This window comes from Streptomyces sp. NPDC090022 (genome assembly GCF_044748145.1).
In the GTDB taxonomy this organism is placed as follows: Bacteria; Actinomycetota; Actinomycetes; order Streptomycetales; family Streptomycetaceae; genus Streptomyces.
Window position 1 is genome coordinate 112,744 of record NZ_JBIVFN010000002.1, and the last position, 24,166, is coordinate 136,909.

At 71.6% G+C, this 24,166-nt stretch carries 20 protein-coding genes and 1 riboswitch; of the genes, 8 read left to right on the forward strand and 12 right to left on the reverse strand.

Annotated features, from left to right (window positions below):
- Window positions 1–54: 54 nt before the first annotated feature.
- The 4 genes from ACIPXB_RS04985 to ACIPXB_RS05000 all read right to left on the reverse strand — a co-directional run bounded on the left by ACIPXB_RS04985 (window position 55) and on the right by ACIPXB_RS05000 (window position 8,300).
- Window positions 55–1,788, reverse strand: coding sequence for a GAF domain-containing sensor histidine kinase (locus tag ACIPXB_RS04985; RefSeq protein WP_401444675.1), 1,734 nt, complete (start codon window positions 1,786–1,788; stop codon window positions 55–57).
- 203 nt (window positions 1,789–1,991) lie between these two features.
- A complete protein-coding gene (gene cydD / locus ACIPXB_RS04990; protein ID WP_401444677.1) occupies window positions 1,992–5,696 on the reverse strand; it encodes a thiol reductant ABC exporter subunit CydD in 3,705 nt (1,234 codons plus the stop codon).
- Between the two features lie 59 nt (window positions 5,697–5,755).
- Window positions 5,756–6,760 (reverse strand): cytochrome d ubiquinol oxidase subunit II, encoded by a 1,005-nt coding sequence (gene cydB / locus ACIPXB_RS04995; RefSeq protein WP_401444679.1) that lies wholly within the window; start codon window positions 6,758–6,760, stop codon window positions 5,756–5,758.
- Between the two features lie 34 nt (window positions 6,761–6,794).
- Window positions 6,795–8,300 carry a cytochrome ubiquinol oxidase subunit I gene (locus tag ACIPXB_RS05000; protein ID WP_401444681.1) on the reverse strand — a complete coding sequence of 502 codons (1,506 nt, stop codon included), beginning with the start codon at window positions 8,298–8,300 and terminating at the stop codon, window positions 6,795–6,797.
- 254 nt (window positions 8,301–8,554) lie between these two features.
- Between ACIPXB_RS05000 and ACIPXB_RS05005 the strand changes: the two genes are divergently transcribed.
- Window positions 8,555–8,923 (forward strand): cyclophilin-like fold protein, encoded by a 369-nt coding sequence (locus tag ACIPXB_RS05005; protein WP_401444684.1) that lies wholly within the window; start codon window positions 8,555–8,557, stop codon window positions 8,921–8,923.
- Here ACIPXB_RS05005 and hisC read toward each other — a convergent pair whose 3' ends face one another.
- Complete coding sequence (hisC, locus tag ACIPXB_RS05010) at window positions 8,924–10,018, reverse strand: histidinol-phosphate transaminase (RefSeq protein WP_401444686.1); 1,095 nt, start codon at window positions 10,016–10,018, stop codon at window positions 8,924–8,926.
- A 350-nt stretch (window positions 10,019–10,368) separates the two neighbouring features.
- Between hisC and ACIPXB_RS05015 the strand changes: the two genes are divergently transcribed.
- From ACIPXB_RS05015 to ACIPXB_RS05025, 3 genes are all read left to right on the forward strand, one after another.
- On the forward strand, window positions 10,369–11,484 hold the full coding sequence (locus ACIPXB_RS05015; RefSeq protein WP_401444689.1) for a LacI family DNA-binding transcriptional regulator: 1,116 nt from the start codon (window positions 10,369–10,371) through the stop codon (window positions 11,482–11,484).
- A gap of 182 nt (window positions 11,485–11,666) precedes the next feature.
- Window positions 11,667–12,881, forward strand: a complete 1,215-nt coding sequence (locus tag ACIPXB_RS05020; RefSeq protein WP_401444692.1) for a metallophosphoesterase — start codon at window positions 11,667–11,669, stop codon at window positions 12,879–12,881.
- A gap of 148 nt (window positions 12,882–13,029) precedes the next feature.
- Window positions 13,030–13,839 (forward strand): hypothetical protein, encoded by an 810-nt coding sequence (locus ACIPXB_RS05025; RefSeq protein ID WP_401444695.1) that lies wholly within the window; start codon window positions 13,030–13,032, stop codon window positions 13,837–13,839.
- Between the two features lie 18 nt (window positions 13,840–13,857).
- Here ACIPXB_RS05025 and ACIPXB_RS05030 read toward each other — a convergent pair whose 3' ends face one another.
- The gene (locus ACIPXB_RS05030) at window positions 13,858–14,838 is read right to left on the reverse strand and encodes a hypothetical protein (protein WP_401444697.1); all 981 of its coding nucleotides are present in this window, start codon (window positions 14,836–14,838) and stop codon (window positions 13,858–13,860) included.
- Window positions 14,839–15,043: 205 nt separating this feature from the next.
- Here ACIPXB_RS05030 and ACIPXB_RS05035 point away from each other — a divergent pair, with 205 nt between their 5' ends.
- Window positions 15,044–16,132, forward strand: a complete 1,089-nt coding sequence (locus ACIPXB_RS05035) for a glycosyltransferase (RefSeq protein WP_401444699.1) — start codon at window positions 15,044–15,046, stop codon at window positions 16,130–16,132.
- Window positions 16,133–16,240: 108 nt separating this feature from the next.
- Here ACIPXB_RS05035 and ACIPXB_RS05040 read toward each other — a convergent pair whose 3' ends face one another.
- Entirely contained in the window at window positions 16,241–16,375 is a 135-nt protein-coding gene (locus tag ACIPXB_RS05040) for a hypothetical protein (RefSeq protein ID WP_401444702.1), read from the reverse strand.
- 400 nt (window positions 16,376–16,775) lie between these two features.
- Here ACIPXB_RS05040 and ACIPXB_RS05045 point away from each other — a divergent pair, with 400 nt between their 5' ends.
- Window positions 16,776–17,210: a hypothetical protein gene (locus ACIPXB_RS05045; RefSeq protein WP_401444704.1), complete on the forward strand. Its 435-nt coding sequence runs from the start codon at window positions 16,776–16,778 to the stop codon at window positions 17,208–17,210.
- A 72-nt stretch (window positions 17,211–17,282) separates the two neighbouring features.
- Window positions 17,283–18,401: a sulfite oxidase gene (locus ACIPXB_RS05050; RefSeq protein WP_401444705.1), complete on the forward strand. Its 1,119-nt coding sequence runs from the start codon at window positions 17,283–17,285 to the stop codon at window positions 18,399–18,401.
- 124 nt (window positions 18,402–18,525) lie between these two features.
- On the opposite strand, the gene thiC is transcribed toward ACIPXB_RS05050, so the two are convergent.
- On the reverse strand, window positions 18,526–20,319 hold the full coding sequence (thiC, locus tag ACIPXB_RS05055) for a phosphomethylpyrimidine synthase ThiC (RefSeq protein WP_401444708.1): 1,794 nt from the start codon (window positions 20,317–20,319) through the stop codon (window positions 18,526–18,528).
- A riboswitch (TPP riboswitch) is annotated at window positions 20,313–20,460 on the reverse strand. Its footprint overlaps the gene before it by 7 nt.
- A gap of 72 nt (window positions 20,461–20,532) precedes the next feature.
- On the opposite strand from thiC, the gene ACIPXB_RS05060 reads away from it, so the two are divergent.
- Window positions 20,533–21,933, forward strand: coding sequence for a YibE/F family protein (locus ACIPXB_RS05060; RefSeq protein WP_401444711.1), 1,401 nt, complete (start codon window positions 20,533–20,535; stop codon window positions 21,931–21,933).
- A gap of 24 nt (window positions 21,934–21,957) precedes the next feature.
- On the opposite strand, the gene ACIPXB_RS05065 is transcribed toward ACIPXB_RS05060, so the two are convergent.
- The 4 genes from ACIPXB_RS05065 to ACIPXB_RS05080 all read right to left on the reverse strand — a co-directional run bounded on the left by ACIPXB_RS05065 (window position 21,958) and on the right by ACIPXB_RS05080 (window position 24,159).
- The gene (locus tag ACIPXB_RS05065) at window positions 21,958–22,407 is read right to left on the reverse strand and encodes an SsgA family sporulation/cell division regulator (protein ID WP_401444713.1); all 450 of its coding nucleotides are present in this window, start codon (window positions 22,405–22,407) and stop codon (window positions 21,958–21,960) included.
- A gap of 97 nt (window positions 22,408–22,504) precedes the next feature.
- The gene (locus tag ACIPXB_RS05070; protein WP_401445807.1) at window positions 22,505–23,242 is read right to left on the reverse strand and encodes an IclR family transcriptional regulator; all 738 of its coding nucleotides are present in this window, start codon (window positions 23,240–23,242) and stop codon (window positions 22,505–22,507) included.
- Between the two features lie 269 nt (window positions 23,243–23,511).
- Window positions 23,512–23,721 carry a DUF5326 family protein gene (locus tag ACIPXB_RS05075; protein WP_401445808.1) on the reverse strand — a complete coding sequence of 70 codons (210 nt, stop codon included), beginning with the start codon at window positions 23,719–23,721 and terminating at the stop codon, window positions 23,512–23,514.
- A gap of 120 nt (window positions 23,722–23,841) precedes the next feature.
- Window positions 23,842–24,159 (reverse strand): cupin domain-containing protein, encoded by a 318-nt coding sequence (locus tag ACIPXB_RS05080; protein ID WP_401444715.1) that lies wholly within the window; start codon window positions 24,157–24,159, stop codon window positions 23,842–23,844.
- Window positions 24,160–24,166 lie beyond the last annotated feature (7 nt).

Consider the following 24,166-nt stretch of genomic DNA (forward strand, 5'->3'; position numbering starts at 1 on the left):
CACCTGCCCGCACGGCACACCCGCCCCGACGGCACACCTGCCCCGACGGCGCGCCTACAGCGGGGCCTCCCACACCAGGGTGGTCCCGCCGCCGTTCTCGCCCAGTCCCGGCCCGTACCAGCTGGAGCCGCCCAGCGACTCGGCACGCCGGCGCAGGTTGCGCAGCCCGCTGCGGCGGCCGCCCTCGGGAACGCCCACCCCGTCGTCGGCCACCTCCAGCCGTACACCGGGCCGCCCGTCGGCCAGGGTGACGGTGGCGTCGAGCACCACCTCGATCCGGCCGGCCTCGGCGTGCCGGAAGGCGTTGGAGAGGGCCTCGCGCAGCGCGGCGATCAGGTTCTTGCCGATCAGTTCGCCCACCGTGGTGTCGACCGGGCCCAGGAAGCGGTGCGAGGGCTTGAAGCCCAGAGGCACCGCCGCCATGTTGATCTCCCGGAGCACCCGGGTGCGCAGCCCCGACGGCGCCTCCGCCGGGCCCTGCTGCAACGCGAAGATCGCCGTGCGGATCTCCTGGATGGTCACGTCCAGTTCGTCGACGGCCTTCCCGACCCCCTCGACCACCTCGGGCACCTCCGACCGGCGCTGGGCGCCCTCCAGCATCATCCCGGTGGCGAACAGCCGCTGGATGACCAGGTCGTGCAGGTCACGGGCGATCCGGTCGCGGTCCTCGAACACCGCCAGCCGCTCGCGGTCGCGCTGCGCCTCGGCCATCATCAGCGCGAGGGCCGCCTGCGAGGCGAACTGCGTGGCCAGGGTCCGCTCCGCCTCCGTGAACGGCCGCCCGCCCCGCGCCCGCGGGGTCACCAGCGCACCCAGCACCCGGCCCCCGCTCTGCAGCGGCAGCATCATGCAGGGTCCGAAATCCCTGGTCAGGCGGCTGACCATGCGGGGATCGGCCGAGACGTCGTCCACGAACACCGGCTCGCCCCGGGTCAGCCCGTCCACCACCGGGCTCTCCGCCGGTACGACGACCCCCAGCGAGGTCGCCGGGTCGTCCGAGGAGACCGCGACGATCTCCATGCCTCCGTCGGCGGCCGGCAGCAGCACGATCCCGGCGGCCGAGTCCGCCAGCCGGCGGGCCTGCTCGGCCACGACGGCCAGCGCGTCGTCGGCGTCCCCGCCGGACAGCAGCGCGGTGGTGACGGCCACCGAGCCGTCGATCCAGCGCTCGCGCTGGGTGGCGGCCTCGTAGAGCCGGGCGTTGCCGATGGCGATGCCCGCCTCGGTGGCCAGCACCCGGACCATGTGGAGGTCGTAGTCGTTGAACTCGCCGCCGCCGTTCTTCTCGGCGAGGTAGAGATTGCCGAAGATCTCGCCCTGGACGCGGATCGGGACGCCCAGGAAGGTCTTCATCGGCGGGTGGTGGGCCGGGAAGCCGGCCGAGCGGGGGTCCTTGGTCAGATCGGCCAGCCGCACCGGGTCCGGATGCCGGATCAGCGCGCCCAGCAGGCCCCGCTTGCCGTCAGGCCGGTGGCCGATGAGCTCGGCCTGCTCACTGCTGATCCCGTACGTGACGAAATCGGAGAGACCGCGGCCCTCGGTGTCGACGACGCCGATCGCCGCGTAGCGGGCGCCGGCGAGTTCGGCCGCGGTCTCGCAGATCCGGTCCAGCGTGGAGTGCAGTTCGAGGCCGGTGCCGACCGAACGCATGGCCTCCAGCAGCTGCGGGACGCGGGCGGTGAGCTCGGTGGACAGGCCCTGGAGGCTCCGGGTGGCCCGGGTCGCGGCCTCCAGGGAGTTCCGTGGGGCCGGCGGGTCCGGGGTTTCCTGCGGCTCCTGCGCTGACATGCCCTTGAGCCTAGTTAGTCCGTTTTACCGGGGAAAGTCGGCGCCAAGCCCCGTCACGGCCGGATCCACCGGCCCCGCCCCACGACCACCGGGCCCGGCCCGGGCCACCGTCACTGCCCGCTCGCGATAACCACCGTCACCGCCCGGCCGCCACCACCACCGCCGTCACCGTCACCGCCCGGCCACCACCACCGCCGTCACCGTCACCGTCCGGCCGCCACCACGCCCGCGCCGGACAGATCCGCCGCACGCTCGCGCTCCAGCATCCGCCGCAGCGCCCCGTCGGCCGCCGCCAGCTCCTCGTACCCGCCCCGCTGGACGACGGCTCCGCCGTCGAGGACGATCACCTCGTCGACCTCCTCCAGCCCGGCCAGCCGGTGCGTGATCAGCACCGTGGTGCGGCCCCGTGTGGCCGCCAGCAGATCCGCCGTCAGCGCATCGGCCGTCGCCACGTCCAGGTGCTCGGCCGGCTCGTCGAGGACGAGGACGGGGAAGTCGGCCAGGAGGGCCCTGGCCAGGGCGAGCCGCTGGCGCTGGCCGCCGGAGATCCGCTCGCCGTGCTCGCCGACGAGGGTGTCCAGGCCGTCGGGCAGCCCGTCGGCCCAGTCCAGCAGCCGGGCCGCGGCCAGCGCCGCGCGCAGCTCGTCCTCGCTCGCGCCGGTCCGGGCCAGGCGCAGGTTCTCCCGTACCGAGCTGTCGAAGACGTGGGCGTCCTGGGCGCACAGGCCCACCACCCGCCGTACGTCGTCCCCGTCCAGCGCGTGGGCGTCGACACCGCCCACCGTGTACGCGCCCTCGCGGACGTCCACGAAACGCAGCAGGACCTGGGCGAGCGTGGTCTTGCCGGAGCCGGACGGCCCGACGACGGCCACGCGCCGCCCGGCCTCCAGCGTCAGGTCGATCCCGCGTACGGCGTCCCGCTCCTGCCCGGGGTGCCGGGCGGCGAGCCCGGTCAGCCGCAGCGGGAACGGCGAGCCGGGCAACGCCCGCGCCCGCTCGGGTTCGGCGACCGGCACCGGGGCGTCGAGCACCTCGTGCACGCGCTCGGCGCTGCGCCGCACCCGCTGGCGGTACTGGACGGCGAGCGGCAGACCGCTGACCGCCTCGAACGCGGCCAGCGGGGTGAGGACGACGACCGCCATCGCCACGCCGGACAGCCGCCCGTCGGCCACGGCGTCGGCCCCGGCCGCCGCGGCCAGGACGACGGTCAGCCCGCAGACGAGGGCCGACAGCCCGCCGCCCAGTCCGGTGGCGGCCGCCCCGCGCCGGGCGATCCGCGTCAGCGTCGCGTCGCCTGCGCGCACCTGTTCCTTGCGCCGCCCCAGCGCCCCGGCGACGGTCAGCTCGGCGGTGCCGGTGAGCAGATCGGCCACCCGGGTGGCGAGCTCGCCCCGGGCCGGCGCGAGCCGCCGCTCGGCGCGCCGCGCGCAGGCCCCGCTGACCAGCGGCACCCCCACGCCGGCTGCCAGCAGTCCGACGGCGAGCGCGGCGCCGGCCTCGGGCAGCAGCCAGACGGTGAACGCGACCGATCCGGTTCCGACGAGCACGGCGGTGCCGACGGGCAGCAGCCAGCGCAGCCAGTAGTCCTGCAGCGCGTCCGCGTCGGCGACCAGCCGGGTCAGCAGGTCCCCGCGTCGGCTGTGCCGCAGCCCGCCGGGGGCGATCCGCTCCAGCCGGGCGTACACCGACACCCGCAGGTCTGCGAGCATCCGCAGCACGGCGTCGTGCGAGACCAGCCGCTCGGCGTACCGGAAGACGGCCCGCCCGATACCGAAGGCCCGGGTCGCGGTGACCGCCATCATCAGGTACAGCACCGGCGGCTGTTCGGACGCCCGTGAGATCAGCCAGCCGGAGACGGCCATCAGCCCGACGCTGCACCCGACGGCCGCCGCGCCGAGCAACAGCCCGAGCCGGAACCGCCCGCGCCAGGCCTTGGCGGCGTCGCGCACCCGCCCCAGCGCGTCGGCCCCGCCGCGGCGGGCGGCGCCCGGTCCGGAGCCGGCCGTGCCTGAGTCGGCCGTGCCTGAGTCGGCCGTGCGGGAGCCGGCCGTGCCTGAGCCGGCCGTGCCGACCCGGTCCGCCGCCGCGTCCGCCGCCCCGTCCGCCACCGCAGCCGCCGCGTCCGCCGCCCCGTCCGTCGCCCCGGCCTCGGCCGGCGCGCCCCCGAGGATCCACGCCCCGGGGTCGGACACCCCGTACGCCCCGCCCTCGCCGGCGCTCGCCGCGGCACCGCCGGGCGCACCGGAGCCGGCGAGGCCCCCCGCCCCGGCATCCGCGGAAGCCAGCCGTACCACCCGGTCCGCGACCGCGAGCAGGGCGGGCCGGTGGACGACCAGCAGGACCGTACGGCCCACCGCGAGCCGGCGGACGGCGTCGACCACGCCCGCCTCGGTCTCCCCGTCGAGCGCGGCCGTGGGCTCGTCCAGCAGCAGCACCGGCCGGTCCGCCAGGAACGCCCGTGCCAGGGCGAGCCGCTGGCGCTGGCCGGCGGACAGCCCCAGCCCGCCCTCGCCCAGCGCGGTCCCGGCACCGCGCGGCAGCGCGGAGACGAACTCCCAGGCCCCGGCGTCCCGCAGCGCGCGGGCCACCTCTTCGTCGGTGGCCCGCGGGCGGGCCAGCCGTACGTTCTCGGCGATGGTCCCCGCGAACAGGTGCGGACGCTGCGGCACCCACGCCACCTGCTCCCGCCACTGTTCCCACGACAGTTCCGCGAGGTCGACGCCACCGACGCGGACCCGCCCCGCCGTCGGCTCCACGAACCCCAGCAGGACCGACAGCAGCGTGGACTTGCCCACCCCGCTCGGTCCCGTCAGCGCCACGCACTCCCCCGGCGCGACCGTGAGCGACACCGGGCCGGGGGAGGCCTCGGCCCGCCCCGGGTAGCGCACCGTCACCCCCTCGAAGGCCAGCGACAGCGTGGACGGCACCTCGGCCGTGCCGCCACCGGGGCCGGCCGGGGTCTCCAGTACCTCGAAGATCTCCTCCGCGGCCGCCAGTCCCTCCGCGGCCGCGTGGTACTGCGCCCCGACCTGCCGCAGCGGCAGATAGGCCTCGGGGGCCAGGACCAGGATGACCAGCCCCGTGTACAGGTCCAGTTCCCCGTGCACCAGCCGCATGCCGATGGTCACCGCGACCAGCGCCACCGACAGCGTGGCCAGCAGCTCCAGCGCGAAGGACGACAGGAACGCGATCCGCAGCGTCCGCAGGGTGGCCCGCCGGTAGTCGTCCGTGATCCGGCGGATCGACTCGGCCTGCGCCTTGGCCCGCCCGAAGACCTTCAGCGTCGGCAGCCCCGCCACCACGTCCAGGAAGTGCCCCGACAGCCGGGACAGCAGCCGCCACTGACGGTCCATCCGGGTCTGGGTGGCCCATCCGATCAGCACCATGAACAGCGGGATCAGCGGCAGGGTGACGACGATGATGGCCGCCGAGACCCAGTCCTCGGTCACGATCCGGGCCAGCACCGCCACGGGCACGACCACCGCGAGCCCCAGCTGCGGCAGATAGCGGGAGAAGTAGTCGTCGAGCGCGTCCACGCCCCGGGTGGCCAGCGCCACCAGCGACCCGACGCGCCGGCCGCCCAGCCGTGCGGGCCCCAGCTCGGCCGCCCGGTCCAGCAGCCGGCCCCGCAGCTCCGACTTGACCGCGGCGCTCGCACGGTGGGCGGCGAGTTCGGTCAGCCACGCCACGAGGCCGCGCCCCAGCGCCACCGCCGCGAGCAGCAGCAGCGGCGTCCGCAGCGCGGCCCCGTCCAGGCCGTCCTCGAAGGCGCCGACCACGATCTCGGCGATGAGCATCGCCTGGCCGACGACCAGCCCTGCCCCGGCCAGCCCGAGGGCCACCACCGCGGCCAGGAAGAGCCGGGTGGAGCGGGCGTACCGCAGCAGGCGCGGGTCGATCGGTTTCACGTGAAACATCCCCCTCGACGGGAAGGAACTGCCATCAGTGCGCGGCCTGCGGTCGGCCGTCAGTGCGCGGCGTCGGCGATGTGGTGCGTGCCGATCCGCTTGCGGAACACCCAGTACGTCCAGCCCTGGTAGAGCAGCACGAGCGGGGTCGCGATCACGGCCAGCCAGGTCATGATCTTCAGGGTGTACGGGCTGGACGAGGCGTTGGTGACCGTGAGGCTCCACGCGGCGTCCAGCGAGGAGGGCATGACGTTCGGGAACAGCGTCAGGAACAGCATCGCGAGGGCGGCGGCGATGGTGATCCCGGACAGGGCGAACGCCCAGCCCTCGCGCCCGGCCCGGGTGAATCCGAGGGCCGCGACCAGTGCCAGCACGGCGACGGCCATGGCGACCAGGCTGGCGGTGTCACCGCGCGAGACCTGGGTCCAGATCAGGAAGACCAGCGCCAGCACGGCGGTGACCACACCCAGGCGAAGCGCCAGGGCGCGCGAGCGGTCCCGGATCTCGCCGACCGTCTTCAGCGAGGTGAAGACCGCGCCGTGGAAGGTGAAGAGGGTCAGGGTGACCAGGCCGCCGAGGAGCGAGTAGACGTTCAGCAGGTCCAGGAACGTGCCGACGTACTCCATGTCCTGGTCGATCTTCACGCCGCGCACGATGTTGGCGAAGGCCACGCCCCACAGGAACGCGGGGATCAGCGAGGTCCAGAAGATCGCCTGCTCCCAGTTGGTCTGCCAGCGCTCCTCGGGCCGCTTGGCCCGGTACTCGAAGGCCACCCCGCGGATGATCAGGCAGATCAGGATGAGCAGCAGCGGCAGGTAGAAGCCGGAGAAGAGGGTGGCGTACCACTCGGGGAAGGCGGCGAAGGTGGCGCCGCCGGCCGTCAGCAGCCAGACCTCGTTGCCGTCCCACACGGGCCCGATCGTGTTGATCAGGACCCGCTTCTCGGTGCGGTCGCGGGCGAGCAGCTTGGTCAGGACACCGACTCCGAAGTCGAAGCCCTCCAGGAAGAAGTAGCCGGTCCACAGGACGGCGATGAGCACGAACCAGACGTCGTGGAGTTGCATGGCGGGGCCTCCTCGGCCTCGGGACGAGTCGGACTCAGTACGAGAAGGCCATCGGGCGGTCGGCGTTCTTGTCGTCGCCACCGATCTTGGTGGGCGGGTTGAGGTCGGACTCGGTGAGCTCGGGCGGCCCGGCCTTGACGTACTTCACGAGCAGCCGGACCTCGATCACCGCGAGGACGGCGTACAGGAGCGTGAAGCCGATCATCGAGGTGAGCACCTCGGCCTGGGTGACCCCGGGCGAGACCGCGTCCCGGGTGCGCAGGACTCCGTAGACCACCCAGGGCTGGCGGCCCATCTCGGTGAAGATCCAGCCCCAGGAGTTGGCGATCAGCGGGAAGCCCATGGTCCAGAGCGCGACGATCCAGTACCCGTTGGTGAACCGCGGGCTCAGGGGCTTCTTGAAGAGCACCAGGTGCGGGACCTCGTCCTCACCGGTGCGCAGCGCGGGCGGCAGCAGGAACTTCTTGCGGGTCAGCCACAGCCCCAGCACACCGATGCTGAGCGAGGCCATCCCGAAGCCGATCATCCAGCGGAAGCCCCAGTACGCGACGGGGATGTTGGGCCGGTAGTCGCCGGGCCCGAACTTCTCCTGCTCGGCCTTGTTGATGTCGTTGATGCCCGGGACGAACGAGGTGAAGTCGTCGTTGGCCAGGAAGGACAGCAGTCCCGGGATCTCTATGGCGACCTTGTTGTGGCCCTTGTCGACATCGCCGTAGGCGAAGATCGAGAAGGGGGCGGGCGCCTCGCCGTCCCAGAGCGCCTCGGCGGCGGCCATCTTCATCGGCTGCTGCTTGAACATCACCTTGCCGAGCAGGTCGCCGCTGATGGCCGTGCCCATGCCGGCGATGATCAGGGTGATCAGGCCGAGCCGCAGCGAGGTGCGCATCACCGGGATGTGCTTCTTGCGCGCCAGGTGGAAGGCGGCGATTCCGACCATGAAGGCGCCGCCGACCAGGAACGCGGCCGTGATGGTGTGGAAGAACTGGGTGAGGGCGGTGTTCTGGGTGAGCACCAGCCAGAAGTCGGTGAGCTCGGCGCGGCCGCGCTCCTCGTTGATCCGGTAGCCGACCGGGTGCTGCATCCAGGAATTGGACGCGAGGATGAAGTACGCGGAGAGCACGGTACCGATCGACACCATCCAGATGCAGGCCAAGTGGATCTTCTTCGGCAGCCTGTCCCAGCCGAAGATCCACAGGCCGATGAAGGTGGACTCGAAGAAGAAGGCGATCAGGGCCTCGAAGGCGAGCGGGGCTCCGAAGATGTCACCGACGAACCGCGAGTAGTCGGACCAGTTCATGCCGAACTGGAACTCCTGGACGATGCCGGTGACGACACCCATCGCGATATTGATCAGGAACAGCTTGCCCCAGAACTTCGTGGCCTTGAGGTACTTCTCCTTCTCGGTCCGCACCCAGGCCGTCTGCAGGCCCGCGACCAGCGCGGCCAGCGAGATCGTCAGGGGAACGAAGAGGAAGTGGTAGACGGTCGTGATGCCGAACTGCCATCGCGCCAGGGTTTCCGGCGCCAGTGCCAGATCCACGTCGCTTCTCTCCTTCGCGTAGCCGGGGCCACTGCGCGCAGTGTGCCGGGGATGCCCCACCCAATCCGGGAGGAAGCGGGACACGCTTGTGAACGCGTTCACATTCACAAGCATTATGTCGCACACGATTCCGGGCCATTCACCCGGGGGGGTCCCTGAGGGGCGAGGGGGAGCCACCCGGGGAATGCCGCCGGGGTCGGACACCCCGACCGCACCCCTGGCGGACATCTTCAACAAATTGTTGAATGAATCGCATGCAGATACGGATCTCCTGGCCCGCCGGCCAGCTCACCGCGACCCTCGACGACACCCCGACCGCCAAGGCCCTCGCCGCGGCGCTCCCGATCTCCGCCTCCGCGCACACCTGGGGCGAGGAGGTCTACTTCGACACCGGCGTCTCCGTGGCACTGGAGGCCGACGCCCGACAGGTCGTCGACCCCGGCACGGTCGCCTTCTGGACCGAGGGCGACGCGCTCGCGCTGCCCTACGGCCCCACTCCCGTCTCCCGCGGGGGCGAGAGCCGCCTGGCGAGCCCGTGCAACGTCCTCGGCTCGCTCGACGGCGACCCCCGCCTGCTGGCCACCGTCCGCGACGGCGACCCCGTACGTGTGGAACCGGCCTGATCAGGACCCGTCCCGCTCCGTCTCCTTGAAGAACGCCTCGGCCGTGTGCAGGAAGAGGTCGTTCGCCTCGGTCTCACCGATCGTGATCCGCAGGCCCTCACCCGGGAACGGCCGGACCACCACACCGGCCTTCTCGCAGGCCGCCGCGAAGGCGGCGGTCCGCTCCCCCAGCCGCATCCAGACGAAGTTCGCCTCGCTCACCGGCACCGTCCAGCCCTGAGCCGTCAGCGTCTCGTGGACCCGGTTGCGCTCGCAGACCAGCGAACCGACCCGCCCCAGCAGCTCGTCCTCCGCGCGCAGCGAGGCGACGGCCGCGTCCTGGGCGAGCTGGCTGACGCCGAAGGGGACCGCCGTCTTGCGCAGCGCCGCGGCCACCGGCTCGTGCGCCACGGCGAACCCGACGCGCAGCCCGGCCAGGCCGTACGCCTTGGAGAACGTGCGCAGCACCGCCACGTTCGGACGGGTGCGGTAGATCTCGATGCCGTCCGGGACCTCCGGGTCGCGGATGAACTCCTTGTATGCCTCGTCCAGCACCACCAGCACGTCCCCGGGCACCCGGTCCAGGAACCGCTCCAGCTCCGCGCGGCGCACCACGGTGCCGGTGGGGTTGTTGGGGTTGCAGACGAAAATCAGCCGGGTCCGCTCGGTGATCGCGTCGGCCATGGCGTCCAGGTCGTGCACGTCACCGTCGGTCAGCGGCACCGGCACCGCGGTGGCGCCCGAGATCTGCGTGATGATCGGGTACGCCTCGAAGGACCGCCAGGCGTAGATGACCTCGTCGCCCGGGCCGGCCGTCGACTGGATCAGCGACTGGGCCACGCCCACCGAGCCGGTGCCCGTGGCGATGTGCTCCAGCGGCACCCCGAACCGCTCCGCGAGCTCGGCGACCAGACCCGTGCAGGCCATGTCGGGGTAGCGGTTGAAGTTCCCGGCGGCCGCGACCGCGCTCTCCAGCACACCCGGCAGCGGCGGGTACGGGTTCTCGTTGGAGGACAGCTTGTACGCGACGGGGCCCCCGGAGGCGGCGGGCTTGCCCGGTTTGTAGGTGGGGACGCCGTCCAGCTCGGCGCGCAGCTTCGGGCTCTTCTCGCTCACCGCAGGTCCTCCTCGACCTTCCCGTGCAGTTCAATACTGCTCACCTTATGAGGATTCCGCCCGCCCGGAAATGGAGGGCGCCAGGAATCTGGGGGAGCGCGCGCATATATGCGCGCGCCGGTGGCCCGCGCCGTGGCGCGCGTCCCTCGTGCAGGTGAGTTGAGACCAGTCCGAGACCAAAGCGCTTTGGCATGCTCGTACCCGACGACAAGCTACCCGCATGGCCTTCGCGACCAAGTTCCTTTGTTTCCAAGGTCATTGGGGGTGACGAACCATGCAGAATCGTGCCTGTCAACGGGCGCATATGCGCCCGGACCACCCACCCCACCGAGCCCTACTATCGGCCTGCCATGACAGCAGCAGGGAAGCATCAGGTGAGCCGGACCGAGACCACCCGGCGGGCCGCCGGCCGGCAGGGCCGGGCCGGCATCAGGGACGTGGCCGCCGCGGCGGGCGTCTCGATCACGACCGTCTCCGACGCGCTCAATGGCAAGGGCAGGCTGCCGGACGCCACTCGCCGCCACGTCCGCGAGGTGGCCGACCGGCTGGGCTACCGGCCCTCCGCCGCCGCCCGCACCCTCCGTACCGGCAAGTCGGGCCTCATCGGCCTGACCGTGACGACGTATGGGGATGAACCTTTCACCTTCACCGAATTCGCGTACTTCGCCGAGATGGCCCGGGCCGCCACCTCCGCCGCGCTCGCCCGCGGCTACGCCCTGGTCATCCTCCCCGCCACCTCCCGCCATGACGTCTGGTCGAACGTCGCCCTCGACGGCACCATCGTCATCGACCCCTCCGACCACGACCCCGTGCTCAGCGAGCTGATCCGGCAGGGCCTGCCGGTGGTCTCCGACGGCCGCCCGGCCGGCTCGCTCCCCGTCACCGCCTGGGTCGACAACGACCACGAGGCCGCCGTACTCAACCTGCTCGACCACCTCGCCGCCGCCGGCGCCCGCCGGATCGGGCTGCTGACCGGCACCACCACCGACACCTACACCCGGCTCTCCACCACCGCGTACCTCAACTGGTGCGAACGCGTCGGCCAGGACCCCGTCTACGAGTCCTACCCCGCGCACGACCCGTGCGCGGGCGCCGTCGCCGCCGACCGGCTGCTCGCCCGCCCCGACCGGCCCGACGCCGTCTACGGGCTCTTCGACCCCAACGGCACCGATCTGCTCGCGGCCGCCCGCCGCTACGGCCTGCGCGTCCCCGACGACCTGCTGCTGGTGTGCTGCAGCGAGTCCACCGTGTACGCCAACACCGAGCCCCCCATCACCACCCTCTCGCTCAAGCCCCGCCGCATCGGCACGGCCGTCGTCCAGCTCCTCATCGACGCCATCGAGGGAGTCGACACCGGGCGCCCCGTCGAACAGGTCGTTCCGACCGAACTGATCGTCCGCACGTCCTCGCAGCGCAGGCAGCCGCGCACCACGGTGAGCCCGCCCCGCTCCCCCGCACAGAACTGACAAGTAGCCAAAACAGGAGAAAACGGCAGGAACGTGCGGCTCCGGTCAGGATTCACCACCCCTGGTGCGTCACACAGCGCGAGCCGCATTCCTATGATGGGCGCACGACATCACGGACCCTCCGGCCCGGAGGCCAGGAGGGTCCGCAGGTGTACGGCAGCGCGACGGTGGTGGAGGGGTCGATGACTCAGGGGGCCGGTCAGGGACCCGCGATGCGGACGGAGACGCTGCGGGACTTCACGGTCCCCGCGCCCCGGACCGCTGCGTACGCCGAGTCCGGCGGGCACCCCGACGAGAGTCCCGTCTACGGCGAGTACCCGGCGTACTACGACGAGAGCGCACCCGTCCCGCCGCGCCCCGGGTACGCCCCCGACTACACGCCCCCGTACGCCCCCCACGGCACCGAGCCGGCCGCGCCCGCGGCCCCGGCCGCCCCGCCCGCCGAGGACCCGGCGGACCCCGACGGCTACACGCCCACCCAGCGGGACCTCCCCGTGATCACCCGCGCCGCGGGCGGCCCCGGCGACACGGTCCAGGTCCACTACACCGCCCAGGACGAGCGCTCCGGCGGTCCCGGCCCCCTGTACGTCGTCGGCGACGTCCACGGCTACCTCGACGAGCTGATCGCCGAACTCCAGGCGCAGTCCCTCATCGACGCCGAGTGCCACTGGTCGGCCGGCAACGCCCGGCTCTGGTTCCTCGGCGACTTCACCGACCGCGGCCCCGACGGCATCGGCGTCATCGACCTCGTCATGCGGCTCTCCGCCGAGGCCGCCGCGGCCGGCGGCTACTGCAAGGCCCTCATGGGCAACCACGAGCTCCTGCTCATCGGCGCCAAGCGGTTCGGCGACACGCCCATCCAGTCCGGCGCCGGCACCGCCACCTTCCAGGCGGCCTGGCTGCTCAACGGGGGCCAGCGCGCCGACATGGACCGGCTGGAGGACGTACACCTGCAGTGGATGTCGCGCCTGGACGCGGCCGCCCTGGAGGAGGGGCACCTGCTGCTGCACTCCGACACCACCGCCTACCTCGACTACGGCGACTCCATCGCGGACGTCAACGACACCGTCCACGAGCTGCTCAACCGCAACGACGCCGAGATCACGTGGGACCTGTTCCGGAAGTTCACCAAGCGCTTCGCCTTCCGTGACGAGGAGAGCGGCCCGGACGCCGTACGCGAGCTGCTGAGCACGTACGGCGGCGGCCGCGTCGTCCACGGGCACAGCCCGATCCCCTACCTGCTGGGCGAGGTCGGCACCGAGGACGGCGACGAGAGCCGCGGCCCGGAGGCCGTCGACGGCCCGCACGTGTACGCGGACGGGCTCGCCATCGCGATGGACGGCGGCGTCACGATGGCCGGAAAACTGCTGGTCGTGCAACTACCGCTGCGCGACTGAGCGTTCACGGACCGGGGTAATTCTCCGAAGCCCCTGTCACCGTACGGTGCAGTCGCTCTACCATCGCTCGTATCCGTAGCAGGCTCTCCTCCGTTTGTGCCGGTGCCCGGTCTACGCGGGCAAACCGGCCCACGCGGAGCATCGGGGGATGCACATGACCAGCGCTCCGCATCTGCTGACCGAGGACCGTCCGGAGTTCGACCGGCTCCTCGACGAGGCGCTGCGCACCGCGCACGACCGGCCCGAGCTCGCCACCCTGGGCGAACGGCTGAACGCCGAACAGCTGCGCACGATGGCGATCGGCGCCCAGGCCCTGCTGACGGCCGCGGCCGCCGCCGAGTACGACCACTACGTGAAGGTCCGCGAGGAGCTGCGCGACGAACCGCTCGCGCCGTCACGTGCCGAGGAGGACGACGGGGACGGCGGCGGCGGGGCGGGGGTCAGCGCCGTGGTGGCGGTCCTCGCGCCGGTCCTGGCGGGCACCGCCATGCTGATCTTCCTGCTGGTGGGCTACATCCTGAAGCTGATCGAGCCCGAACCGGCCTTCGCCGACACCATGCTGACGGCCGGCTGGCTCTTCGGCGCGCTGACCGCGGCGGCGATCCTCTGCGCGGCGGTCGGACTGCTCGTGACGGCCGTGCGCAACAGTGCCACGGAGGTCGCGGCGGACGTGGCCGAGGCGGTGCCCGAGGAGGTCTCACGGGCCAAGGAGGCCTGGCGGCACGCGCTGCTGGAGCGCGGCATCGTGCCGTTCCTGCGGGACGCGCTGGCCGACCCGAGCTCGGGCACCGGGTTCCCGGTGCCCCGCACGCCGGGGGCCGGGCGCATCCCCAACCTGGGGTACACCCGGCCCGATTTCACCAGTCCGGGCTCCCCCTCACAGGGAACCCGGCCCGGCTACACGCCTCCGGACTTCACCAGTCCGGACTTCGGCGGCCCGGAGACCGAGCCGCGGTAGGCCCTGCGGCCCGGTCGGCTACTTCATCGCCTTGGGGGCGTGGTTGGGGTCGGCCGGGCGGGAGGGCTGGTCACCGAAGCGCGCGAGCGGCGGCGGGTCGCCCGGGTCGGGCTGGCTGGGCAGCCGGCTCCACTGCTCGTTGCAGGTCAGGGAGTCCGGGTTCGTCGTGGTGTTGATCCGGCAGAGCGTCTCCCAGACCTCGCCCTCACGGGTGAGAACCTCGACGTGGACAATGCCGTCGGCCGCCGAGACGGCGGTGGCGCACGCCGAACGCGGGTACGTCGGCCGGCCGTCCGGCGATTCCGTGTCGGTCAGGTCGTACCAGATCCAGTTGGTCGTCGGGGAGAGCTCGCGCAGACCCACGTAGGTCCGGCCCCCGGTGAGGACGGACTTGACCTCGTGCCCCTCGATGCCACCGACGACGACGGCGTCCACGTCCGAGCACGGGCCCGGCTCACCCTGCGGACCCGTCGGACCGGTGAAGCCCCGGGGGCCCTGCTCGCCCTGCGGACCCGTCGGACCGGTCGGGCCCCGCCGGCCCTGCTCGCCCGGGTCGCCCTGCGGGCCGGTCGGGCCGGTGGGACCCCGCCGGCCCTGCTCGCCCGGGTCGCCCTGGTCGCCCTGCTCGCCCTGCGGACCACGCGGACCCCTGTCGCCCTTCGGGCCGCGGGGACCGGTCGGGCCGACCTTGCACTTGTCGTACGACATCTGCTGCTGCGCCGGCGCCTCGGCCGCCCTCTTCGTGGCCTTCTTGGCGGGCTTCTTGGCCGCCGCTTTCTTCGCCTTGTCGTCATCGTCGTAGTGCTCCGGCTTGTGGTGCGACGACTTGCACCGCTTGTCCTGGGGCGAGGCGAGGGATGGTGCGGCGACGGCGGGGAAGGTGACGCCCGCCAGCACCAGGGCCACCGACGCGAGAGTGCCACCGGCGAGCCAGCGGCCGCGCCGGGGCAACGGGCCGAGCGAGGAACGGGTCCTGTCCTCAGGACTCACGGGACGCATACGCCACTCCTTGGGAAAACCGGATCGAATGACTTACCGGGGCACATCCTGTGGAGCACGGAAGCCATGGACACGACGCCTCGCTCATCCGTCAACGGAACGGACCAGCGGCTCGCCGCCACTCGGGTGCGTCCGCGGCGGCCACCGGCCCGGCCCCGGCGAGCCGCCCGCCCGGCGGGCACGGGCGTCCCTAGGGTCACCGGCCGTGAAACCGACCATCTGCCTGTGCATGATCGTGAAGAACGAATCCGCCGTCATCGAGCGCTGCCTGAGCTCCGTACGCGACCTCATCGACACCTGGGTCATCTCCGACACCGGTTCCACCGACGGCACCCAGGACCTCATCCGCACCACCCTGCGCGGCATCCCCGGTGAGCTGCACGAGGAACCCTGGGTCGACTTCGGCCACAACCGCAGCCTCAACATCGCCCACGCCCGCGGCAAGGCCGACTACCTGCTGCTGCTCGACGCCGACCTGGTCGTACGCCGGTCCGGCCCGCTGCCCCCGCTCACCGCCGACGCGTACATGCTGCGCCACGCGGGCCCCACCGAGTACCGCATCAAGCGGCTGGTCCGCGGCTCCCTGGCCTGGCGCTACGAGGGCGTCACCCACGAGTACCTCACCTGCGAGGGCGAGGACTCCGAGCGGAACCTGGACGCCCTCGTCATCGAGGACCACGCCGACGGCGGCTCGCGCCACGACAAGTTCGAGCGCGACGCGCGGCTGCTCGGCGCCGAGCTGCGCCGCGACCCGTCCAACACCCGCACCGTCTTCTACCTCGCCCAGACGCTGCGCGACCTGGGCGACACCGCCGGGGCGATCCGCCTGTACGAGCGGCGCGCGACGATGGGCGGCTGGGCCGAGGAGGTCTACTTCGCCCTGCTCCAGGCCGGGGTGCTGCACGCGGACGCCGGCGACTGGCCGGCGGCGATGGACGCGCTGACCCGGGCCTGGGAAGCCCGCCCCGAACGCCTGGAGGCCTGCTACGAACTGGCCTCCCGGCTCCGGCAGCGGGGCCGTCACCACGCGGCCCACGCCCTCAACAGCGCCGGCCTGGACCGGCCGGCCCCCGACGACCTGCTGTTCACCCAGCCCTGGGTGTACCGCTGGGGGCTGCTCTTCGAGCACTCGATCACCGCGTACTGGGTGGGCGACCCGGCCGCCTCGCTCGCGGCCTGCGACCGGCTGCTGGACCTGCCCGACCTGCCCGAGACCTACCGTCGGCAGACCTTGGCCAACCGGGTCTTCGCGGCGGAACGCCTGGCCGTACCGGCCCAGGGCCCGCGGATGTGACGGCGCGACCCCGGGGTCCGGAGCAAGACCCTGAGCCGGCGCGGAAACGGTGCTGCTCCCGGGGAACGGTGTTCCTCCGGGAGCAGCACTCCCCCCAGTCGGTCCGCGTCAGTCCGCCAGCGGCAGGTCGACGCGGTTTCCGGCAGCGGCGAACTCGGCGGACTTCTCCGCCATGCCCGCCTGGATCTCGTCCGCCTTCAGGTCGCCGCCGTGCTCACGCCGGATGTCCTGCGAGATCTTCATCGAGCACATCTCCAGGCAGCATTCTTCATCGGAAAGTGCTGGTGAGCAGGCATCTCACTCGCTAACGTCGATCTCTCATCCGCACGAGTCCGGGGGACCCCTGCACGCCCGTACGCGATGGCTGCTGCCGACAGCTGCCATCGCAACCCTGTTCGCAGCAGCGGGATGCACCACAACGCCCCCGTCGAACACCCCGAGTGAGCCACCGCCTTCCGCGTCGTCCTCACCCAACGCTGCGGCGGCGCCTCTGACACTGGCGCAGCTGAAGTCTGCCGCCTTCAAGAGTGGCGAAGTCCCACAGGTACGCGACGGCATCATCGAAGTGCGTGAACCCGGGCCGGAGGGCAGCGGGCCTTCCTTCGCACCAGCCTCTGTCCCCTCCTGTCAAACGCTGATTGACGTGGTCAATGCCAAGGGTTCACTCGCCCACGTCTTCCAGACCTTCAACTGGGACGACGACATCTGGGGCGGCGGCTCAACCCTCGCCTCCTATGAGAACGGCAGAGCCGAGCAGCGATTCGCTGATCTCAGGCAGTCGCTTTCCTCCTGCCGGACCTACGACGGCGAGGCTTGGGCCGGAAAGTTCACCGCCACGGTCGCCCCGGGGCCGGCTCCATCATTCGGGGACGAGGCGGTCAGCTTCACGGAGACCATCCCGCTGGGCGCCGAGCGCGGGGGAGACCGGAACGAGACGGTCGTCGTCGTCCGGACCGGCAACACCATTGCGTCCTTCACCGCGCTCAACGTGGGCGGGACCGCCTCCTTCCCGCCCGACCTCATCACCAGGCAGGTCGAGCGCCTCCGAGCAGCCCAGCAAACAGGCGCCCCCCTGTAACTACGGCCAGGGCCGAGTGCCGGCGGGAGGCCAGCGGATGAGAGGAGCCGGACGGAGGCGCATCATGAAGACATGGACGGCATCCCGGATCTCAGGGACGTCAGCGCGCCGGGCCGCGTGGCCGGACTCGACGAGGGGATCAGCACCGCGGAGCTGGCCCTCGCCGCCCGCAACCACGGCCTACCACTCGAAGCCCTGCGCTACGACACCAGCCCGCCCGGCCTCCACTACGTCCTGGTCCACTACGACATCCCCTCTGCCGACGCCGACGCGTGGCGGCTCACGGTCGGAGGACTCGTCCGCCGCCCCCTCTCCCTCGACCTGACGGCCCTGCGGGCGCGTCCGCCGGTCACCCACCGAGTCACCCTGGAGTGCGCGGGCAACGGCCGGGCCCGGCTCGCGCCCCGCCCCGTCAGCCAGCCCTGGCTCGTCGAGGCCGTCGGCACCGCCGACTGGACCGGCGTCCCGCTGGCCGACCTGCTCGCCGAGGCGGGAACCGTCGAGGGCGCCGTCGAGGCCGTATTCACCGGCGCGGACCACGGTGTCGAACGCGGCACCGAACAGGACTACCAGCGCGGCCTCCCGCTCGACATGGCGACCGATCCGGCCCAGGGCGTGCTGGTGGCGTACGCCATGAACGGCGCTCCGCTGCCGCCCCAGCACGGCCACCCGCTGCGCCTTGTCGTGCCCGGCTGGTACGGCATGGCGAGCGTCAAGTGGCTGCGTGACATCACCGTCACCGACACCCCCTTCACCGGCTTCCAGCAGGCCGTCGCCTACCGCTACCGGCAGACCCCGGACGAGCCGGGGGAGCCCGTGGAGGTCATCGCGCCTCGTGCCCTGATGATCCCGCCCGGCTTCCCCGACTTCATGTCCCGCACCCGAGTCGTCCGGCCCGGACCCGTCCCGATCGCCGGGCGCGCCTGGTCCGGGCACGGCCCGGTGGTCCGCGTGGAGGTCAGTAGCGACGGCGAGGAGAGTTGGGCCGACGCCGAGGTGACCGCCGACCCGGCACGGCCCTGGGCGTGGGCCGCGTGGCACACCAGCTGGACGGCGACGCCGGGCTCGTTCCGCCTCACCGTCCGCGCCACCGACGCCGCCGGGCACACCCAGCCGCTCGCGGCCTCCTGGAACCGCGGCGGCTTCGGCAACAACCTGGTCCAGCGGGTCGAGGTGGTCTGCCTCACGTAGGGGTGGCATGGGAGAGGGCCGTGCACTGACTGGGCGTCTGCTGTCAGCTGGATCAGCCCAACGAAAGACGAAGGCCGGCCGACGACTCCCCCCGGATGTCGTCGGCCGGCCTCGTTTGCGCAGGTCAGTCGGCCAGCGGAAGGTAGACGCGGTTGCCGGAAGCCGCGAACTCCTTCGACTTCTCCAGCATCCCGGCCTCGATCTCCTCCGCGGTGGCGTCCGCCTCGCCGCCGAACTGCTCAGTGATGCTTCTGCTGATCTTCATCGAGCAGAACTTCGGACCGCACATCGAGCAGAAGTGCGCGGTCTTGGCCGGCTCCGCCGGAAGCGTCTCGTCGTGGAACTCGCGCGCCGTGTCCGGGTCCAGGGCCAGGTTGAACTGGTCCTCCCAGCGGAACTCGAAGCGGGCGTCCGACAGCGCGTCGTCCCACTCCTGGGCCCCCGGGTGGCCCTTGGCCAGGTCGGCCGCGTGTGCCGCGATCTTGTACGTGATGACACCGGTCTTCACGTCGTCGCGGTTGGGCAGGCCCAGGTGCTCCTTGGGCGTGACGTAGCAGAGCATCGCGGTGCCCCACCAGGCGATCATCGCGGCGCCGATGCCCGAGGTGATGTGGTCGTACGCCGGGGCGACGTCCGTGGTGAGCGGGCCCAGCGTGTAGAATGGGGCCTCCTCGCAGATCTCCTGCTGGAGGTCGATGTTCTCCTTGATCTTGTGCATCGGGACGTGGCCCGGGCCCTCGATCATGGTCTGCACGTTGTGCCGCTTGGCGATCGTGTTCAGCTCGCCCAGCGTCTTGAGCTCCGCGAACTGCGCCGCGTCGTTGGCGTCCGCGATGGAGCCGGGGCGCAGGCCGTCGCCGAGGGAGTACGTGACGTCGTACGTCGCGAGGATCTCGCAGAGCTCCTCGAAGTGCGTGTAGAGGAAGTTCTCCTTGTGGTGCGCCAGGCACCACGCGGCCATGATCGAGCCGCCGCGCGAGACGATGCCGGTCTTGCGGCGGGCGGTCAGCGGCACGTACGGCAGCAGCACGCCGGCGTGGACCGTCATGTAGTCGACGCCCTGCTCGGCCTGCTCGATGACCGTGTCCTTGTAGATCTCCCAGGTCAGGTCCTCGGCGCGGCCGTCGACCTTCTCCAGGGCCTGGTAGAGGGGCACGGTGCCGATCGGGACGGGGGAGTTGCGCAGCACCCACTCGCGCGTGGTGTGGATGTTGCGGCCGGTGGAGAGGTCCATGACCGTGTCGGCGCCCCACTTGGTCGCCCAGGTCATCTTGTCGACCTCCTCCTCGATGGAGGAGGTGACCGCGGAGTTGCCGATGTTGGCGTTGACCTTCACCAGGAAGCGCTTGCCGATGATCATCGGCTCGATCTCGGGGTGGTTCACGTTCGCCGGGAGCACGGCGCGGCCCGCGGCGATCTCCTCGCGGACGACCTCGGGGGAGACGTTCTCGCGGATCGCGACGTACTCCATCTCCGGGGTGATCTCGCCGCGGCGGGCGTACGCGAGCTGCGTGACGGCGGCCCCGCCCCGGCCCCGGCGGGGCTGGCGCGGGCGGCCGGGGAAGACCGCGTCGAGGTTCTTGAGGCCGCCGCGGGGCGAGGTGTGCTTGATGCCGTCGTCCTCGGGGCGCACGGGGCGTCCCGCGTACTCCTCGGTGTCGCCGCGGCCGATGATCCAGTTCTCGCGCAGGGGCGCGAGGCCGCGGCGGACGTCCGTCTCGATCTGCGGGTCGGTGTACGGACCGGACGTGTCGTAGAGCGTCACGTCCTTGCCGTTGGTGAGGTGGACCTGGCGTACCGGCACCCGGATGTCGGGGCGGGAGCCCGCGACGTACCCCTTGTGCCAGCCCGGCTGGCGCTGTTCCCCGCCGGTGCCGTCCTGGCTGACGGCAGGCGTCGTTGCGTCCTGAATGGTCATGAGACCTATCTCCCTACGCCGGCATTACCCGGTAACAGGTTCGGCGGTCGGCGCAGCCTCCTCCCGTACGCATACATGTGATGCGCGTACGGTGATCAGCGCCCTCTCAGCCCGGTGCTCCGAGCTCCCGCGTTGTGCAAAGGTGCCCCCACGCTAGCGTCCTGTGTGGCGTGCTGAACAGTGGGCCCTCTCATCTCTTGCGATGATCTGCCTGTGACATCCTCCCCGCAGCCCCCCACCGAGCCCGGCCGACCCACCGACCCCAGCAGTCACAGCCACGGGCACGGCAACCGGCACGGCAACGGACACAGCCATGGGCACAGCCATGGGCACGGGCCGGCCGCCCCGGTCTCGAAGCACCTGCGCAAGGTCATCGCGGCGGTACTGATCCCGTTCGCCGTCGCTGTCTTCGTGGGCATGGCGATGCTCTGGCCCGGCGGTGCCCCGGGACACGAGCGCACCGGGGTGGGCTTCGACCGGCAGACCCAGCAGGCCAAGGTCGTCGCGCTGGAGAATGTCGACTGCAAATCGGTGAACGCCGCACAGGTGCCGTCGACGGCCAACCCCACCACCCCCCAGGGGCGCGAGGCGCAGGCGGCCCGGACCGGCGAGTGCAAGAAGGCGACCATCGAGGTCGGCACCGGTCCCGACAAGGGGCGGACCTTCGTCGAGATCGTGCAGCCGGGCGCACCGCGGCAGTTGGAGAACGGGCAGGAGGTCGTCGTCGCCTACGCGCCGGACGCGCCGCAGGACCTGCAGTACTCCGTCATCGACGTGAACCGGAAGTTCCCGATCGCGCTGCTGGCCGGCGTCTTCGCCCTGGTCGTGGTGGTGGTCGGCCGGATGCGCGGGTTCTTCGCGCTCGTCGCGCTCGCGGTCAGCTTCGCGATCCTGACGATGTTCATCCTCCCCGCCATCCTGCAGGGCTCGAATCCGCTGCTGGTGGCGGTGATCGGGGCCAGCGCGATCATGCTGATCGGGCTCTACATGTGCCACGGGCTGACCGCCCGGACCTCGGTGGCGGTCCTGGGCACGCTCGTCTCGCTCCTGCTGATCGGGGTCATGGGCTCGGTCCTCATCGACTGGGCGTTCCTGTCGGGCAACACCGACGACAACACCGGGCTGATCCACGGGCTGTACCCGGACATCGACATGAGCGGTCTGCTGCTCGCCGGCGTCATCATCGGATCGCTGGGTGTGCTCGACGACGTGACGGTCACCCAGACCTCGGCGGTGTGGGAGCTGCACCAGGCCGACCCGGAGATGGGGCCGCGCGCGGTGTACCGGGCGGCGATCCGGATCGGCCGCGACCACATCGCGTCGGTGGTCAACACCCTGGTGCTGGCGTACGCGGGCGCCGCGCTGCCGCTGCTGCTGCTGTTCTCGATCGCGAACAGCAGCGTGGGGGCGGTGGCCAACAGCGAGCTGATCGCGGAGGAGATCGTACGGACCCTGGTCGGCTCGATCGGGCTCGTGGCCTCGGTGCCGGTGACGACGGCACTGGCCGCGCTGGTGGTGTCGGCCGACCGGCCGGCATCCGCGGCCACCGGTGCCGGCGGCCGGGCGCCCGCCGCACCGGGCCGCGGCGGGCGGGGCCGCAGGCGCAAGCGCTGACGCCGGCCGCGCACACGCGGCGGCTCAGCCCGCGTTCTGCTCGTTCTGCCGTGCCTCGGCCAGGATCTTGCCGAGCGCTTCGTCGAGGTTCTCCTCGAAGTCACCCAGCGTGCGCTCCTGACCGAGCGGAACCAGCCGGTCGGTCCGGTCCAGGAAGGCCACCAGCGGCGCCGCGCCGGCCCGGAACAGCGCCCGGTCGCCACCGACCTGGAGCCGGATGTGGACGTCGGAGAGCTCGTCGGGGTCGGTGGGGGCGATGTGCACGTCCCCGTCGCCACAGGGCTTGTTGATCCCGTCGAGGAGGAGCTCCCGGCCGAACGCCCAGGTCACCGGGGCGTCTCCGGGAAGGTGGAAGGTCAGGCGGACCGCGTAGGGATCACCGGCGTCGTACCGGAGCTCCACCGGGATGCGGAACGCGAGCTCCTCGGAAACGAGGAAGCTCATCATGACCTCTGCCTGTACCGACTCGCGCATTTCCTACCCCGCAGTGTTGGAAGTGGCCAGGAATGGTCCCCCAAGGCCCTCTTGACAAGGGTGGTGGAAGCGCTAGCAGATCACAAGGAGTGAGTTTTCAGATACTGATAGAGAAGGAGAGGGTGCTCAACAGCGCGCCTACTTCACTCCGCAGCCGCCCAACCGCATAGAGCAATCGGTCTTGTTGGTGCAAGGGGAGCGAAATGGCCATGGTCGCGGCGATGTCACCCGCTGTAATCGGGATGGCGGCGCACACCGTTCCGAGGGCGTACTCCTGACGCTCGATCACCGGCTGCATGAGCCGCATCGAGCCGATGCGCTGCTCCAGCGCGCGCATGTCCCGCACCGTGTACGGGGTGAGCGCGTCGACCGGGTGCCGGTCGTAGTAGTCCCGGCGGGCGTCCTCGTCGAGCTGGCCGAGCAGGCACTGCCCGATGGCGTGCGCGTGGCCCGTCCTGCGGAAGTCGGCCCACTCCTGGCAGGCGGGGTTGTCGGGAGTGTCCGAGACCCCCACGATCTCGATCTCGCCTTCGCGGTAGACCGCGAAGTAGACGGGCGCCCCGACGGTGTCGCGGAAGTGGGCGAGCGAGTCGAGGATCATGCTGCGACGTTTCTGCTGCAATCCACCACCGGCCAGCCGCTCGGCGGCGTCGCCGAGAACGAAGACTCCGCTCTCGCGCCGCAGATAGCCCTCGTGGGTCAGGGTGCGCAGCAGGTGGTACGCGGTGGGTAGCGGGAGCCCGGCCTCGCGCGCGAGCTGCTTGGCCGGGGCTCCCTCGCTATGGGATCCCACCGCTTCCAGCAGTCTCAGCGCCCTCTGCACCGAACCGATCAGAGTCGGCACACCGGCATTGTGAACCGCTGCCAAAGCTCACCCCCAGGCGTGGCGGCGGGCCTCGCGGGCCCGTCCTGCGGGGGCCGCCCCCGCGCGTCCGCGTCTCCTGGGCGTCGTAACTCGGCAGCTGTCCGCATCACCGCTGGTCAGCGCGGTTCATCGGGGGCTGCGCCCAGGGACGGCACGGGTCGTCACTCTATCCACCGCATGCCTGGGCCCGAGAGGTTTCCCGGGCCACGTTCCCCCAGGTGGGTTAACCGCTGTGCGGACTACCAGCCACTCCCCGAGGACTTGGCGGAGCCCCCGCCGGTGAAGCGCTTCACGACGAAGATCAGGCCGGCGACGAGGGCGACGAACAGCAGTGCCTTGAAGACGAAACCGACCAGCGCGGTGATGAGGCCACCGAAGACGAAGAGGGCCAGCAGCGGAACCGCCACCCACTTCACCCACCAGGGCATGCCTGCGAATATCTCCCGGATGCCGTTCATGGCCTCAACCTCTTCCTGGTCTGTGACTTCCTGCCTTCGATGCTAGGAGGGCGGGGAGGGGAATGGGCCGCCCGAAGCCCTTGGAGTCCCCTGATCCGCCCCCTAGGGGGATCAGCCCTCCGGCGGTGAGAAGACCACCATCACCTTCAGGTCCTCGGTGATGTGGTGGAACTTGTGCGGCACCCCGGCCGGCACGTAGACGACACTGCCACGCGCCACCATCGTCGTCTCGTCCCCGACGGTGATCGAGGCCCGGCCGCTGACGACGAAGTACACCTCGTCCTGACGGTGCGGGGACTGCGGGTCGCTCTGGCCGGCGTCGAGCGCGTACAGCCCGACCGACATGTTCCGCTCGCGCAGAAACTGCAGGTACGCCCCGTCGTTCGCGGCGCGTTCCGCTTCCAGTTCGTCAAGCCGGAAGGCCTTCATACTCCTC

Coding starts and splice junctions, on each gene's coding strand:
- ACIPXB_RS04985 (WP_401444675.1), bottom strand. CDS start 1,788: ATGTCAGCGCAGGAGCCGCAGGAAACCCCGGACCCGCCGGCCCCACGG.
- cydB (WP_401444679.1), bottom strand. CDS start 6,760: ATGCAACTCCACGACGTCTGGTTCGTGCTCATCGCCGTCCTGTGGACC.
- ACIPXB_RS05005 (WP_401444684.1), top strand. CDS start 8,555: ATGCAGATACGGATCTCCTGGCCCGCCGGCCAGCTCACCGCGACCCTC.
- ACIPXB_RS05015 (WP_401444689.1), top strand. CDS start 10,369: ATGACAGCAGCAGGGAAGCATCAGGTGAGCCGGACCGAGACCACCCGG.
- ACIPXB_RS05020 (WP_401444692.1), top strand. CDS start 11,667: ATGACTCAGGGGGCCGGTCAGGGACCCGCGATGCGGACGGAGACGCTG.
- ACIPXB_RS05025 (WP_401444695.1), top strand. CDS start 13,030: ATGCACATGACCAGCGCTCCGCATCTGCTGACCGAGGACCGTCCGGAG.
- ACIPXB_RS05030 (WP_401444697.1), bottom strand. CDS start 14,838: ATGCGTCCCGTGAGTCCTGAGGACAGGACCCGTTCCTCGCTCGGCCCG.
- ACIPXB_RS05040 (WP_401444702.1), bottom strand. CDS start 16,375: ATGAAGATCTCGCAGGACATCCGGCGTGAGCACGGCGGCGACCTGAAG.
- ACIPXB_RS05050 (WP_401444705.1), top strand. CDS start 17,283: ATGGACGGCATCCCGGATCTCAGGGACGTCAGCGCGCCGGGCCGCGTG.
- thiC (WP_401444708.1), bottom strand. CDS start 20,319: ATGACCATTCAGGACGCAACGACGCCTGCCGTCAGCCAGGACGGCACC.
- ACIPXB_RS05065 (WP_401444713.1), bottom strand. CDS start 22,407: ATGCGCGAGTCGGTACAGGCAGAGGTCATGATGAGCTTCCTCGTTTCC.
- ACIPXB_RS05080 (WP_401444715.1), bottom strand. CDS start 24,159: ATGAAGGCCTTCCGGCTTGACGAACTGGAAGCGGAACGCGCCGCGAAC.